Origin of the sequence: Kitasatospora sp. NPDC057904 (genome assembly GCF_042887925.1) — a bacterium.
Lineage (GTDB): Bacteria > Actinomycetota > Actinomycetes > Streptomycetales > Streptomycetaceae > Kitasatospora.
In genome coordinates, this window is record NZ_JBHVOL010000013.1 from 237,452 (window position 1) to 250,870 (window position 13,419).

General features: G+C 69.2%; 12 protein-coding genes and 1 pseudogene. 7 read left to right on the forward strand and 6 right to left on the reverse strand.

Annotated features, from left to right (window positions below; all coding sequences use genetic code 11):
- Positions 1 to 32 precede the first annotated feature (32 nt).
- The 3 genes from ACFVSN_RS29660 to ACFVSN_RS29670 are packed head-to-tail and all read right to left on the reverse strand — an operon-like array spanning position 33 to position 2,799.
- Positions 33 to 1,193 (reverse strand): FAD-dependent monooxygenase, encoded by a 1,161-nt coding sequence (locus ACFVSN_RS29660; RefSeq protein WP_387598235.1) that lies wholly within the window; start codon positions 1,191 to 1,193, stop codon positions 33 to 35.
- A gap of 49 nt (positions 1,194 to 1,242) precedes the next feature.
- On the reverse strand, positions 1,243 to 1,914 hold the full coding sequence (locus ACFVSN_RS29665) for a cupin domain-containing protein (protein WP_387598237.1): 672 nt from the start codon (positions 1,912 to 1,914) through the stop codon (positions 1,243 to 1,245).
- A 48-nt stretch (positions 1,915 to 1,962) separates the two neighbouring features.
- Positions 1,963 to 2,799, reverse strand: a complete 837-nt coding sequence (locus ACFVSN_RS29670; RefSeq protein WP_387598239.1) for a sugar phosphate isomerase/epimerase family protein — start codon at positions 2,797 to 2,799, stop codon at positions 1,963 to 1,965.
- A gap of 932 nt (positions 2,800 to 3,731) precedes the next feature.
- On the opposite strand from ACFVSN_RS29670, the gene ACFVSN_RS29675 reads away from it, so the two are divergent.
- From ACFVSN_RS29675 to ACFVSN_RS29685, 3 genes and pseudogenes are all read left to right on the forward strand, one after another.
- The gene (locus ACFVSN_RS29675) at positions 3,732 to 5,462 is read left to right on the forward strand and encodes an acetolactate synthase large subunit (RefSeq protein ID WP_387956881.1); all 1,731 of its coding nucleotides are present in this window, start codon (positions 3,732 to 3,734) and stop codon (positions 5,460 to 5,462) included.
- A pseudogene (gene ilvN, locus ACFVSN_RS29680) lies at positions 5,459 to 5,698 on the forward strand (acetolactate synthase small subunit); the annotation flags it as partial. The gene ACFVSN_RS29675 and the pseudogene ilvN, both read left to right, overlap by 4 nt.
- Before the next feature lie 406 nt (positions 5,699 to 6,104).
- A complete protein-coding gene (locus ACFVSN_RS29685) occupies positions 6,105 to 9,485 on the forward strand; it encodes a tetratricopeptide repeat protein (protein ID WP_387598244.1) in 3,381 nt (1,126 codons plus the stop codon).
- Positions 9,486 to 9,758: 273 nt separating this feature from the next.
- Here ACFVSN_RS29685 and ACFVSN_RS29690 read toward each other — a convergent pair whose 3' ends face one another.
- From ACFVSN_RS29690 to ACFVSN_RS29700, 3 genes are all read right to left on the reverse strand, one after another.
- Positions 9,759 to 10,184, reverse strand: a complete 426-nt coding sequence (locus ACFVSN_RS29690; RefSeq protein ID WP_387598247.1) for an ATP-binding protein — start codon at positions 10,182 to 10,184, stop codon at positions 9,759 to 9,761.
- A 74-nt stretch (positions 10,185 to 10,258) separates the two neighbouring features.
- The gene (locus tag ACFVSN_RS29695) at positions 10,259 to 10,624 is read right to left on the reverse strand and encodes an STAS domain-containing protein (protein ID WP_387598250.1); all 366 of its coding nucleotides are present in this window, start codon (positions 10,622 to 10,624) and stop codon (positions 10,259 to 10,261) included.
- Positions 10,609 to 10,914, reverse strand: coding sequence for a hypothetical protein (locus ACFVSN_RS29700; protein ID WP_387598253.1), 306 nt, complete (start codon positions 10,912 to 10,914; stop codon positions 10,609 to 10,611). Before ACFVSN_RS29700 ends, ACFVSN_RS29695 begins: the two co-directional genes overlap by 16 nt.
- A 160-nt stretch (positions 10,915 to 11,074) precedes the next feature.
- Here ACFVSN_RS29700 and ACFVSN_RS29705 point away from each other — a divergent pair, with 160 nt between their 5' ends.
- The 4 genes from ACFVSN_RS29705 (at position 11,075) to ACFVSN_RS29720 (ending at position 13,218) form a co-directional block, all read left to right on the forward strand.
- A complete protein-coding gene (locus ACFVSN_RS29705; RefSeq protein ID WP_387598256.1) occupies positions 11,075 to 11,464 on the forward strand; it encodes a helix-turn-helix transcriptional regulator in 390 nt (129 codons plus the stop codon).
- Between the two features lie 217 nt (positions 11,465 to 11,681).
- Positions 11,682 to 11,849 (forward strand): hydrophobic protein, encoded by a 168-nt coding sequence (locus ACFVSN_RS29710; RefSeq protein ID WP_387598259.1) that lies wholly within the window; start codon positions 11,682 to 11,684, stop codon positions 11,847 to 11,849.
- Positions 11,850 to 12,418: 569 nt separating this feature from the next.
- Positions 12,419 to 12,979, forward strand: a complete 561-nt coding sequence (locus tag ACFVSN_RS29715; RefSeq protein ID WP_387598262.1) for a hemerythrin domain-containing protein — start codon at positions 12,419 to 12,421, stop codon at positions 12,977 to 12,979.
- A 17-nt stretch (positions 12,980 to 12,996) separates the two neighbouring features.
- A complete protein-coding gene (locus ACFVSN_RS29720) occupies positions 12,997 to 13,218 on the forward strand; it encodes a hypothetical protein (RefSeq protein WP_387598265.1) in 222 nt (73 codons plus the stop codon).
- Positions 13,219 to 13,419 lie beyond the last annotated feature (201 nt).

Genomic DNA, 13,419 nt, shown 5'->3' on the forward strand with positions numbered 1-13,419 from the left:
TGGAATGTCCCCCGAATTCATGATCAACCGTTTCATGTGACGGTGAGGCTGCTGGACCGCCGGCGCGGTACCAGATCAATGGTCATCGCGTCATGGCCGAAGACCCAGGCCGGGTCTTCGGGCTCCTTGAGCCACGAGTTCTCGGCCGACACGGCTTGGATCCGACCGGTACGCTGCCTGCGATTCTCGGCGTAACGCCGGAACGCTTCCTCGATCTCGTCCTCGGCTTCGAGACAACGCAGCAGCAGCACGCCGTCCTCGATGGCCATGGCCGCCCCTTGGGCCATGTGCGGCCTCATGGGATGACAGGCGTCGCCCAGGAGCGCGATTCGCCCTCGGCCCCATTCCTGCAACGGCGGGCGCTCGAAGAGCGGCCACTTGCTCAAGGATTCGGCCGCGTTCAGCAGACCGAGGACTTCATCGCAAGAGCCGGTGAAGGCCTCCAGCATCTCGTCCTTGTCGCCGTCGACCCAGGACTGCGGATGCGTCCACGCATCGACCGCCGTGCCGGCGACGAAGTAGTAGTCGTCGCTCTGGGAATCGATCGGGTAGCCGATGACAAAGCTGTCGTCAGCCCACCACTTGGTGATGCACCGCCTGTCGACAGGGATTCGGGTGCCCGCGGGCACGATCGCCCGGTACGCGATCTGGCCGGAAAAACTGGGACGCTCAGCGCCGTAGATCACTTCACGGACCTGAGAACCCAGACCATCGGCACCGATGACGCAGGAGGCTTCGGCGGTGCTTCCATCGGCAAAGCGCATCCGCACCGCCTCACCGCAGTCATCGACCCGGACCAGCCGCTTGCCGTACCGCACGCTGCCCGGCCGCAGGGCATCGATCAGTTCTCGGTGGAGAACGCCGCGGCCGACGGTGAGATAGGGAGCTCCGTACCGCTCCTCCGCCCGGTCACCGAGCGGCAGCGCGCACCTGACGGAATTCGACACCAGGTTCCGGCTGGTGAACGATTCGGGCCGGCATCCGGACCTGACGAGTGCGGCACCGATCCCGATGTGGCCCAAGACGCGCATCACATTGGGAGTCAGATGGATCCCGGCGCCGGCGGGCTCGAACTTCTGCGCCTGCTCGAATACCGTCACGGAATGGCCGGCCTGCTGCAGCAACGCGGCGGCTGCGGCTCCGCCCAATCCGCCGCCGACGATGGCGATGGAATCCTTGCTACCGATTCCCATGGGGCTCTCGACCCTTCATGCGATTTCTCCCGGACTCGACGGCGTGAAACTACGCCTGGGCCTCGATCTCATCGTGGATCAGGTTCAGCAGCGTTGCGCGCCGGTCGCCCGGCAGCCACGCGGGCCGGTCTTCGACGACGTCCTTGACGAAATCCCAGAAGTCGGCACTCTGATTAATGCCGTAGTTGCGGGCCATCGAGACCAGGCGAATGCGGGACAGAAAATCCGGCTCCGTGAGCTCTTCCTTGCTGGTCACGACCTTGCCCGCGTTCATGAAATACGGGAGTATCGAGCTCTCGGGCGTGTCCGGCGACCAGACCAACCACATCTCCTGGTTCACGCCGCTGGTATTGACGAAACCGTGCACGTAGTTGCGCGGAACGTAGAGCAGCTCCTTCGGGCGCATCGGCAGCATGGTGACCGTTTCCCTGTCGGCACCATCGCCCGGCGTGATGTCCAGGTCAGGGAACTCGTTGGGCCCCATGAAGATGCTGAATCCGCCGTTCGGCGCGTAGAACCATTCATCGGTGCGGTGATGGATGTGCGGCGGCGGGCCGACGTGCGGCGGTACGGTCAGCTTGGAGAACAGGTACTTGCCGCCGTTGCTCTCGCCGGTCCGGACGAAATTGAAGACCTCGCCGGCCGGGCCGAGCACCAACGGCTTCTCCGGGCCGGGCTTGACCTCCGGGAACTCGAACACCTCGTAATCTACGCTCACCATGTTTCCTTTCTTCTCAGGAAGTGCCGGATTTCACATGCCGTCGTAGCATCACGGGCTCGTAGTCGCTGCCTTGGTCGCCGGATTCATCGCCGCCGACGTGACGTCGCGCAACGCGGTCATGCCTTGCCGTGCCAGCGGCGCAGGAGGCAGCACCTTGTAATGATCGTTGAATATCTCGAGTGAAACCGGGCCGTCGTAGCCGTTGGCCAGCACGGGCGCCAGGAACGCGGCTACGTCGAAGTCTCCCTCGCCCGGCAGACAGCGGTGGTGCCGGCTCCAGGACTTCACATCCAGGTCCATCCGGGGAGCATCCGACACCTGTATCAGCGTGATGCGATCGGCGGGCACGTCGGCCAGGTCTTCGAAAGGGTCGTCCAGGGCAAGAGTGTGAAAGCTGTCCAGCACCAGACCGATGTTGTCGGCACCGGAACGCTCGATCATTCTCCAGGCCTGGCGGAACGTGTTGACGCGTATGCCCCAGGACAGGGCTTCGTAGCCGATCGAAAACCCTCTGACCGCGGCCCGTTCGCCCAAGCGCGCCAGGTCATCGGCGACGGCACCGTCGTCGAGGTCCGAAACGTCGGTGACGTTACTGCACAGGAGCAGCGTGCTCGTCCTCAGCTGCTCCATGCGGTCGAAGATCCGCTCGATCCGGTCCAGCTTGGGCACCAGCTGGTCCCTGGGGCCGCCTTCGAAGTCCCTGAGCGGCTGATAGTTCAGGATTTTCAGGCCGAGATCGTCCGCCATGGCCCGGGCGGCGGACACCGAGGATCCTTGCAGGTCCCATTCCATTAATTCGAAACCGGAAAAGCCGGCGTCGGCGATTGCCTTGATTTTGTCCGGCAGGGCGCCACCTAAGCTGACGGTGGCAATACCGTAGTCCAACTTCGCTTCCCCCTTGATAGCGGAATGACACGTCACAGTGCAGGTCGATAACTGCTTCTGCCGTCGCGTGGAGCATTGAGGGTCATCCGGGTGCAGCCGTCCTCGGCAGCGAAGCGGAAGGCCAAGGGCGTCCATGGAACGCACGGCGCAGCTGATGGGAAGCTGCCCGAGGCCGTGGCCTTGAGTAAGACATTCGTGACGGTCCCGGTGCGGGCTGCGGGTGGGCCCCGGGGGCGGCGACGTCAGATCCCCCCAACGCCGATGCATCGCAAAGTTAATTCACCCAGGTGGCCGGCGCAAGGCATGGCTCGGTCAAGATCCGTTGGTGTCTGGATTGTCGGTGATACCCAGGAGTGGGAGTGCTCAGTCGGGGTTGTCGCGGATCGGTCGGGTGGTTTGGGCGATGTTGTCGGCTCCGGGGGTCGGTGGCCAAGATGTCGACTGACGCCTCGTCAGTGATGCCGGCGCGCGCGTGGACGGCACATCCGTCGACGCGGCGGCCGGCGGGGGTTCTCGAACAGGTCGCGGCGGTGCTAACTGCGTGACGGCATAGCGGATCTGACCGACTGTCGGCCAGCACGGCGGAGTGGCTGGCCAGAGCCCGTGGGACTTGCACCGCCACACGGCGGGAAGTTAGGCTGCGGCCGAACCTTCTCGCGGCTTGCTGCGGGAACTTGCTTGGGCCGTCACGAACGGACTTGCTCTGCTCCGACGGGAGTTCTGATCCCTCGGAGCCGCTGGGCGCGTTGTCGTCACCCGACACCGCTCTTGGCGCGCCACCTCGTCGTACTTCCCGGACTCACAGTCCGGGAACTGCCGGGTGCTGCGCGCTGCCCTTCGAATCAGCCTTGCGAACGGGCGTCATTCCCCTCAGCACAACTCGGGTCAGCAGGCACGCCCAGCATTCGAGCCAAGTCAACAGGAACGAGCAGATGACCGAACAGATGACAGGTGCTCAAGCTCTGGTCAGGGCTTTGGAGCACGCCGGAGTCGACACCGTGTTCGGATTTCCGGGCGGCCAGATTCTGCCCGCCTACGATGCGCTCTACGATTCGAGCAAGATCCGCCACGTACTGGTGCGGCACGAGCAGGGTGCCGGACACGCGGCGGAGGGGTACGCCCAGGCGACCGGCAAGGTCGGTGTCTGCATGGCCACCTCCGGGCCGGGCGCCACCAACCTGGTCACCCCGATCGCCGACGCGTACATGGACTCCATCCCGATGGTGGCCATCACCGGCCAGGTGTCGAGCAGCATGATCGGCACGGACGCCTTCCAGGAAGCCGACATCTGCGGCATCACCCTTCCGATCACCAAGCACAACTTCCTGGTGACCGACGCCGACGACATCCCTCGCGCCATCGCGGACGCCTTCCACATCGCCTCCACGGGCCGGCCCGGTCCGGTACTGGTCGACATCTCCAAGGACGCGTTGCAGGCCCGCACCGAATTCCACTGGGAACCGACGACGCAGCTGCCGGGCTACCGGCCGGTCACCCGGCCGCACGCCAAGCAGATCCAGGAAGCGGCCAGGCTGATCTCCGAGGCCGAGTGCCCGGTGCTGTACGTCGGCGGCGGCGTGCACAAGGCCGGCGCCTCGGCGGAACTGCTCAGCCTGGCGGAGCTGACCGGCATTCCGGTCGTCACCACGCTGATGGCCAGGGGCACCTTCCCCGACGACCACCCGCTCCACATGGGGATGCCCGGCATGCACGGCAGCGTCCCGGCGGTGGGCGCACTGCAGAAGTCGGACCTGCTCATCGCCCTGGGCGTGCGGTTCGACGACCGGGTCACCGGGCAGCTGGCGTCGTTCGCACCGCGGGCCAAGGTCATCCACGCGGACATCGACCCGGCGGAGATCTCCAAGAACCGGGTGGCGGACGTGCCGATCGTGGGTGACTGCAAGGAGGTCATCGGCGCCCTCGTCCACGCGATCGACCGCCCCGGTGACTACGTCAAGTGGCGCGCGCTGCTCGACGGGCTGAAGGAGACCTACCCGCTGGGGTACGAGGACTTCGCGGACGGCTCGCTGGCTCCGCAGTACGTCCTGGAGAGGCTCGGCTCCGTCGTCGGGCCGGACGCCCTCTACGTGGCCGGCGTCGGCCAGCACCAGATGTGGGCGTCCCAATTCATCGGCTTCGAGAAGCCCGGCTCCTTCATCACCTCCGGCGGCCTGGGCACGATGGGTTTCGCCGTGCCCGCCGCGATGGGCGCCAAGATGGGCCGGCCGGACACGGTGGTCTGGGCGATCGACGGGGACGGCTGCTTCCAGATGACCAATCAGGAGCTGGCCACCTGCACGGTCGAAGGTGTGCCGATCAAGGTCGCGGTCATCAACAACGGCAACCTCGGCATGATCCGCCAGTGGCAGGGGCTGTTCTACGGCGAGCGGTACTCCAACAGCGATCTGCAGACGGCCCAGCGCGTCCCCGACTTCGTGAAGCTCGGGGAGGCCTACGGCTGCGTCAGTCTGCGGTGCACCCGGCCCGAGGACGTGGACGACACGATCGCCAAGGCGATGGAGATCAACGACGTGCCGGTGGTCATCGACTTCGTGGTCCACGAGGACGCGATGGTCTGGCCCTTCGTCCCTTCCGGGACCAGCAACGACGACATCATGATCGCCCGGGACATGACTCCGAAGTGGGAGAGTGACAACTCATGAGCAAGCACACGTTGTCGGTCCTCGTCGAGGACAAGCCCAGCGCGCTCACCCGGATCACCGCCCTCTTCAGCCGGCGCGGCTTCAACATCGACTCCCTCGCCGTCGTCCCGGCCGAGGAGCGCGGCTTCTCCCGGGTCACCCTCGTGGTCAACGCGGACGACACGGCACTGGAGCAGGTGACCAAGCAGCTCGACAAGCTCATCAACGTGCTGAGCGTCACGGAGGTCGACCGTGCGCAGCTGCAGGCCGTGTACGCATCAGTGACGAACTGAGCCGCGCCGGGGACATAGCACTCACCCCGTCGAAAACTGCCTTCCGCGCCCTGCCTTCCCACGGGCGCGGAAGGCAGCGGCATCACCGGAGACAGGCGCTGTGAGGAGTGCCTGGGCGCTCCCTGGTACCGAAGTGGCTGCGATCAGGCGCTATACGCCCTGGGGAACCCAGCGGCCCTGAGTCGGAAGAGAACACGTCCTAGGGACGTGCCGCACGTCACCGGACGGCGGAGAAGCCGGCAGATATGGCCGGTCGCCCCCGTCCGGACGGATGTGCTGATCGTTACTCCGTCTGCTCACAGGCCGCTAATATGTGGATAACAGCGATCCATGGCCGATGTGAGCGCTCATCACTACGGGGGTTCCGGCGGTGGGGATCCGGTTCGGGGTGCTCGGGCCGTTGCAGGTGGAATGCGACGGGCGGCTGCTGTCGATCGCCGGCCCGAAGGTGCGGATGCTCCTGGCCGGGCTCTTGTGCGCGCCCGGTGAGACCGTCCGCGTCGATGCCCTGGTCGACCTGATGTGGCACGGTGCTCCGCCCCGCACGGCGGTCGCCTCCCTCCACAATCACGTCAACCGGCTGCGAACGGTTCTGTGTCGGTACGGGGCCCGGTTGCGCTCGGTGCCCAACGGCTACCTGCTGGTCGTGGAGCCGGACGAACTGGACCTCCTCGCCTTCGCGGGCGCGGCCGAGCGGGTGCGCGACGCGCACGAGCGCGAGGACTGGGCGACGGTGGCGGCGGAGGCGGAAGGGGCCCTGGCCCTGTGGCGGGGCGAGCCGTTCGCCGACGTGCCGGCGCTGGCCGCCTGTCCCCAGGCCACCCGGCTGCGCGAGGCCCGACTCGCCCTGCTGGAGCGGGTTTTCGCCGCCGGCCTGCACAGCGGGCGCCACCACGAACTCGTCGCCGAACTGACCGCGCTGACCACCGAACACCCGCTCCACGAGACGTTCCACGCCCAGCTCATGCTGGCCCTGCACGGCTGCGGCCGCACCGCGCAGGCCCTGGACGTCCACCGGGAACTACGGACCAGGCTCGCCGAGGAACTCGGCGTCGACCCGGGCGGCCCGGTGCGCGAGGCCCATCAGCAGATCCTGGCCTCCGACGGCGAACCCGCGCCCCCGGTACCACGCGCGCCGTCCGCACGGTCCGCGGCGAGGGCGTCGCAGACGACGCCGCCCCCGGTCGCCTCGCTACCTCGGGACATCCCCGCGTTCATCGGGCGCCGGGAAGAACTCGACCTCGTGCTCGCCGCGTGCCGCCGTGGCGCCGAAGCGGGTGGCGTGCTGGGGATCCACGCCGTCGACGGCATGCCGGGCATCGGCAAGAGCGCGTTTGCCGTCCACTGCGCGCACCGCTTGGCCTCCGACTTCCCCGATGGCCAGATCTTCCTGCCGCTGCACGCACACACCCCGGGCACGCGCGTCGTCGGGCCGGCCGAGGCCCTCGCCGCCCTGCTCCTGGCCGTCGGGGTGGCGCCGCAGGAGATCCCGTCCGAGCTGTCGGCGCGGGCAGGTATGTGGCGCAGCCGGGTGGCGGGCAAGAAGATCCTTCTGCTGTTGGACGACGCTCTCGGCAGCGAGCAGGTCAGACCCCTGCTTCCCGCCGCGCCCGGAACCCTGGTGATGGTCACGAGCCGCCGTCGGATGGTGGGTCTTGAGGACAGCGTCCCCATCACCTTGGACGTTCTGCCCCCGCGCGAGGCCGCCGAGTTGTTCACGGCCAAAGTCGGCCGAGCGGGGCTGCTGCCCGAGGACCCCTCGGTCGTCGAGATGGTACGCCTGTGCGGGTATCTGCCGCTGGCCGTCCAGCTCCTGGCGGCCCGTCTGCGTCACCATCCGTCCTGGTCGGTCGCCGATCTCGTCTCGGACCTCGGCGATGCCACCGGGCGCCTGGACGCGATCTGTGCCGGGACGACCTCGGTGGCCGCCGTCTTCGACCTCTCCTATCGCCACCTGCCGACGGATCTCAAGCGGCTGTTCCGACGGCTCGGCCTGCACCCGGGTGACGACCTCGACGCCTACGCCGCCGCGGCGCTGGACGGCACCGATCTCCCCACGGCCCGGCGGCGGCTGGAGGTGCTGGAGGACCATCATCTGATCGACGAACCGGTCCGCGGCCGCTACCGCATGCACGACCTCCTGCGCGAGCACGCCCGCGACCTTGCCGGGGCGGACCGGCCCGAGGAACGCGTCGCTGCCCTGGACCGGCTGCTGGACTACTACCTGGCGGGCAGCACCGCCGCCAACCGCCACTTCGCCCGCCACAGCCAGCCCGCCACCAGCCACGCGCCCTCCGCGATCAGCCCCGACCTCTCGACCCCGGAACGGGCGACCGCCTGGATGCTGACCGAACGCGCCAACCTGCACGCGGCCGTGGAGCTCGCCGCCGCACACGACCGCCCGCTCCACGCCGTACGTCTGCCATCGGCCCTGCACGAGATCCTTCGGGGCCAGGGCCACTGGGAGCAAGCCGAGACCCTGCACCGGATCGCTCTGGACACCGCGACCGTCACGGGCGACCGGCTCGGCCAGGCCGACGCCCTGGTGTACCTGGCCAAGCTTCGAGACCTGCGGGGGCAGCTGGAACCGGCCACGGAGTTGCTCCGGCAGGCACTGACCCTGTACCGGGCGCTCGGTGAGCGGCTCGGCGAGGCATACACGCACTTCTGTCTAGGGGATGTGCAACAGAGCGAGGGACGGTACGAGGCCGCGATCGACTCGTGCCGCGCGGCACTGGCGATCTACCAGGAAGCCGGCGATCTTCCCGGCCAGGCCAATGCCCTGGTCAGACTCGCCTTCGTCCAACAGCTCGCCGGGCACACCGACCAGGCCACCGAGAACCTCCCGCCGGCTCTTGACCTGTTCCGCACCCTGGGGGACCGGGTCGGCCTGGGCAACGTCCATTTCAATCTCGGCCTGATCGGAGAGAAGACCGGGCGCTACGAAGACGCGGCACGCAACCACGACGCCTCGATCAGCCAGTTCCGCGCCATGGGAAACCGGTTCTGCCAAGCCAACGCCCATCAGGGCCTCGGTCTGGCGCAGGAGGCGATGGGACGGTACGAGGAGGCCGCCGAGAACCACCGGGCAGCTCTGGAGATCCTCCGTGCCATGGGAAACCCGATCGGCCACGCGAACTCCCTCGCCCTACTGGCACGTGTCCAACTCGTGACCGGGCAGCACGAGGTGGCCGCCGACAACCTCCGGGCCGCGTTGGAGATGTACCGCACGGCGGGCATACGCCGGGGCGAGCTGGACGCCCTCGTCACGCTGGGCAGCCTCCAGCACGAGACCGGGCACCACGCGGAGGCCGTCGAACTCCTCCAGCAGGCTCTGACCGGGTTCCGCGCCATCGGCGTGCCGGCGGCCGAAGCCCGCGCGCTGGTCCACCTCGGCGATGCCCAACGGGCCACGGGCGAACTCGACGCCGCAGCCGAGAGCCTGAGGCGGGGTCTTGCTCTGTGCGGCGACCTCCAGGACCCCGGGATCGAAACGGAAACCCTCAACGCGCTCGGCAGGCTCCTCTCTGAGCGAGGGCGGTGGGTCGAGGCGCGCGCACATCACACACGCGCGCTGGAGGTCGCCCGGGCAATCTCCTATCCGCTTCAGGAAGTACGCGCATTGGAAGGAATCGCCGACAGCTTCGGCCGGGAGGGGAACACCCGCGAACGTGCGGCGCATCTTCGCCGGGCCCTGACCATCGCCGAGCGGCTGGCGCTTCCCGACGTCGAGAGTGTCCGGAACGTGTGAGTTCAGGAGCAGCGGGTGCGCGATCGCCGAGTTGCGGGCTCTTTCACCTCCTCTGGCGTTCCGCCACTGCGGGCGGGACCGTCCGTCTCGACGCCTTCCCGCCCAGCGGCTTCCCGGCGGGCCTGGTGGCGGTCTTCGCCGACGCCGGGATCCTCCTCACCGCCGACGCCGACAGAACAACGGTCACCGCACCGAACGGACTGCGCCCGGTGGAAGCGGCCACCAGGCGGCTTCCTCACGGAACGGGCGGTAACCGCGGTCTGCGGACTTTCGTCACGCGGGTGCGGGTGGCGTGACCAGGTCTGCCCACACGGTCTTGCCGTGGTCGGACGGGAACGCTCCCCAGCGCCGTGCGAGGCGCTCCACGATGACCAGGCCGTAGCCGCCGATCCGGCCGGGCCGCAGAAGGCCGGGCCGGGGCAGGGTGGTGCCCGGGCCCGGGTCGGTGACCGCGATGCGCAGGCGGGAGCCGTGCTGGGCCAGGTCCAGGGCGAGGGCGCCGCCGGCGTGGCGGACGGCGTTGGTGAGCAGTTCCGCGGCGACGAGTTGCACGTCGTCCGCGAGCCCGGAGGGGGCGAGGTGCCAGTCGGCCAGGGCCTGGCGGGTGAACGCGAGACCGTCGCCGACCGGCAGGCTCCCGGCGTTGAAGGACAGGATCCGGTGGCGGTGTACGGGCGCGGATTCGGCAGTGGTGTGCATGGCGGCCCAGGGATCGTTTCGGTTGGTCGCGTTCCGAAACATGACGGGTACCCGATGCCATCGGGACCATGCACTCAGGCGGGCGACGATTGCGGCGGGTAGTGCCGCAGGGCGTCCTCGGCGGTGGCGTAGACCGCGAACAGGACGGCGGTCCCGGTGATCTCCAGGACCCGCAGTGTCTGCTGCCTGGGGGCGACCAGTACGAGGGGGACTCCCTCGGCCGCGGCACGACGGCGGGCGGTCAGGAGCAGGTTGAGGCCGGTGGAGGTGAAGAGCTCCACGCCGGCCAGGTCGACGGCGAGCAGGGCCGGTTGCTGGTCGAGGGCGGCGTTCAGGGCCTGGGCGGCGAGCGGTTCGCCGTCCAGGATCATGTCCCCGGCGAAGGAGCACACCAGCGCGTGCCCGACCCGGACGGTCTCCGACTTCAGGCAGGGCGGCACGGTCCTCTCCTCAGGCGTTGTCGGCGGCCGTGCGGCGCCCGGGCCCCACGGACGCGATCCGTTCCAGGCCCACCCACAGGGTCCAGGGCCTGCTCGCGCAGCTCCACCGCAGCGCCGTTGCCCGCCTCAACCGCGCTGAGGTAGGCGTCCATGCCGATCACCGCATGGCGCACCTGCCGACGCAGCGGCTCCACGCGCGCGACATCCTCACCGTGCGCGCAGGGTGCGCCGATCCGCTCGTGCAGAGCAGTGGTGAGCCGCTCCAGTGCTTCTCTGCTCATCGCGTCCACGCGCACCATCTCCGGTCGAGGAGCCGCCGCCCGGATCCACCACGGAAGCGGGACGGGAGCTGTTCCTCCACTGTTCGCCCCTCTGCCCGACATGTCAACCAATGCACGAATTCGCTGTCATGTCTCGGCGGCCGTGAAACCGGCGTCCTATCGTGGAGACATGGAAAACGCCACGGCGACCGAGCGGCACTGGACCTTCCTGACCAACCACGCCCGCGTCCTGGTCCAGATCGCCCGCGACCCCGGCATCCGCGTGCGCGACATCGCCACCCGCTGCCTGCTCACAGAACGCGCCGTCCAGCGCATCATCACCGACCTCGAACAGGCCGGATACCTCAGCCACGAACGCCGCGGCCGCGCCAACCACTACAGCGTCATCGCGAGCAAGCAACTGCGTCACCCCGCCGACGCCGGCCCCACCGTCGCCGAACTCCTCGCCGCCCTGCTGCGCCAACACCCGCAGACGAACGGCGAGACCCCGAGCCCCGCCGGGCCGGAACGGAGCCGCGTCACGTCCGCAGAGACGCGACGCGGCGACGGGCGGGGCTGAGGGAGCGGCCCAGGAGATCGGTGCGGCGACCGGGGCGCCGGGCAGGGCCCGTACGGCCTTACCCGGCCCGTTCGAGGCCGGCGATGATCCTTTGGCGAGGCCCAGCGAGGATGCCTGGGAATTCACGAAAACGCGTTCGCTCGCATTCGAATGGATCGGCCCCGGCCGGGCACACGCCGTGTCCGAACGTCCGTATCCCATGAAGGGGCCGAATCCCATGCTGATACTCATCCTCGTTCTGCTCCTGGCCCTGATCCTGGGCGGCGCAGGCTTCGCCATCCACATCCTGTGGTGGATCGCCCTGGCCGTCCTCGTGATCTGGGTCCTCGGCTTCGTCTTCTCCGCAGGCAGCGGCGGCGGCCGCGGCCGGTGGTACCGATGGTGACCGTCCGTGACACCTCCCACCGGGGCCGACCGTGACCGGCCCGGTCCCGGAACCGCCCGAGACCCCGGTGCTCGGAGCCGCCCTGTAGCGGGAGCGCGAGGCCGGCAAGGCCGGCGACGAGCGCGCCGTCGAAGAGACCGTGCAGGAACGGCCCCCAGGGACTGGGCACTTGGCGGACAGTCCAGCCGAACGGCCCGCCGTACAAGGCGCTCGCGGAGACGAGGTCCCGGCTTCCGCAGGCTCACCCGGCAGGGTCCGGCGGGCCGGCAGCACGCGAGCGGGTAGAGGTGGGCCTCCTCGGCCCGGGTGTGGCGCACGAGCTGGTCGGTCACGAGATCGGCCGGCTCCTTGCCCTGCGGGTCACCGCTGGGCAGGCCCTTGAGTTCGCACCGACCGGAACAGAGCTTGGCGCGGCTCCCAGGGCGACCGGGTCGAACCGGCGGAGCTCAAGGCGCGGGCCGACCTGCTCGGCACCACCAGCCCGGCCGTCCTGAGGGGCATACGCCGGCGCGAACGGGGCAGGCGCTCCTGTTCACCGGTCCACCCCGAGCCAGCCGGACGGAGCAGCCATGAACGGCCCCGAAGCGTTCCCGAGCGAATTGTGCGCCGAACACCGGGCCGTGGAGACGGTGCTCCGCAGACTCGACGGCATCCGCACCGACGACGGGCCCGTTCCGGACGACGACACCCGGTTGCTGCACGCACTCCGGGAGCTCCTCGACCGGCACCTCACCATCGAGGAGGAGCACGTCCACCCGCTGATCCGGCGGTACCTCCCGGCCGGCAGCGCGCTCGCGGACGCCGCTGTCCACACCCACACGACGATCCGCCGGCTGATCGACCGCGCGCTCGACGAACGCCTGCCGGTCACCGAGCGGCACCACGCCACTGACACGCTGCTCGTCGTACTCCGCACCCACCTGAGCGGCGAGGAGAACCGGCTCTTCCCCGCCCTGCGGCTCCGTGCCCCGGCCGAGGAGCTGCAGCGCTGCTCGAAGCGCGTACGCGAGGCCCCTCCCACGACTCCGCCCCGGCCCGTGTGGGGGCTTCCCCCCGGGACAGGCGCGATCGCCGCCGTCCGAGACCACCTCACCGGCCACGGCTCGTCGGAGCAACGGCACTCGCCCTGACCGGGGCCCCTGCCCTGGTGACCTCCGTCTGCCTGGCCCTCGGCCTGCCGCCCTCCCGGGTCACGGTGATCGCCTCCGGCGACGCCGTCGTCGCCGCGGCCCTCGCCGCCGGGGCGCACGCGATCCGCGTACCCGCGGCGCCGACTCGGGCGGACGTGCCGTGCCCGCCCTGCCTGCTGACCACCTGTCGGGCCGCGGCGGGCCCGGCCCAGGCCACTGATCTCCTGCTCCGCCGCTGACCCCGGCACCACCACCCGACGAGCCCGAACCGCCGAACGAGATCCCCACGGGCGCCTCCGCCCACGACGCCTTCTGGGACTTCTGGGACTTCTGGGACTTCTGCTCCCACCGCGGCCCGGACGAGCCGGCCGGCCGGGCGTTCTGGGACGGCTTCGCGCGCCTGTGGAGCGCCACCGCTTCCCCGCCCGCTGACCTGCGGA

Coding starts and splice junctions, on each gene's coding strand:
- ACFVSN_RS29660 (WP_387598235.1), bottom strand. CDS start 1,193: ATGGGAATCGGTAGCAAGGATTCCATCGCCATCGTCGGCGGCGGATTG.
- ACFVSN_RS29665 (WP_387598237.1), bottom strand. CDS start 1,914: ATGGTGAGCGTAGATTACGAGGTGTTCGAGTTCCCGGAGGTCAAGCCC.
- ACFVSN_RS29675 (WP_387956881.1), top strand. CDS start 3,732: ATGACCGAACAGATGACAGGTGCTCAAGCTCTGGTCAGGGCTTTGGAG.
- ACFVSN_RS29690 (WP_387598247.1), bottom strand. CDS start 10,184: ATGCACACCACTGCCGAATCCGCGCCCGTACACCGCCACCGGATCCTG.
- ACFVSN_RS29705 (WP_387598256.1), top strand. CDS start 11,075: ATGGAAAACGCCACGGCGACCGAGCGGCACTGGACCTTCCTGACCAAC.
- ACFVSN_RS29710 (WP_387598259.1), top strand. CDS start 11,682: ATGCTGATACTCATCCTCGTTCTGCTCCTGGCCCTGATCCTGGGCGGC.
- ACFVSN_RS29715 (WP_387598262.1), top strand. CDS start 12,419: ATGAACGGCCCCGAAGCGTTCCCGAGCGAATTGTGCGCCGAACACCGG.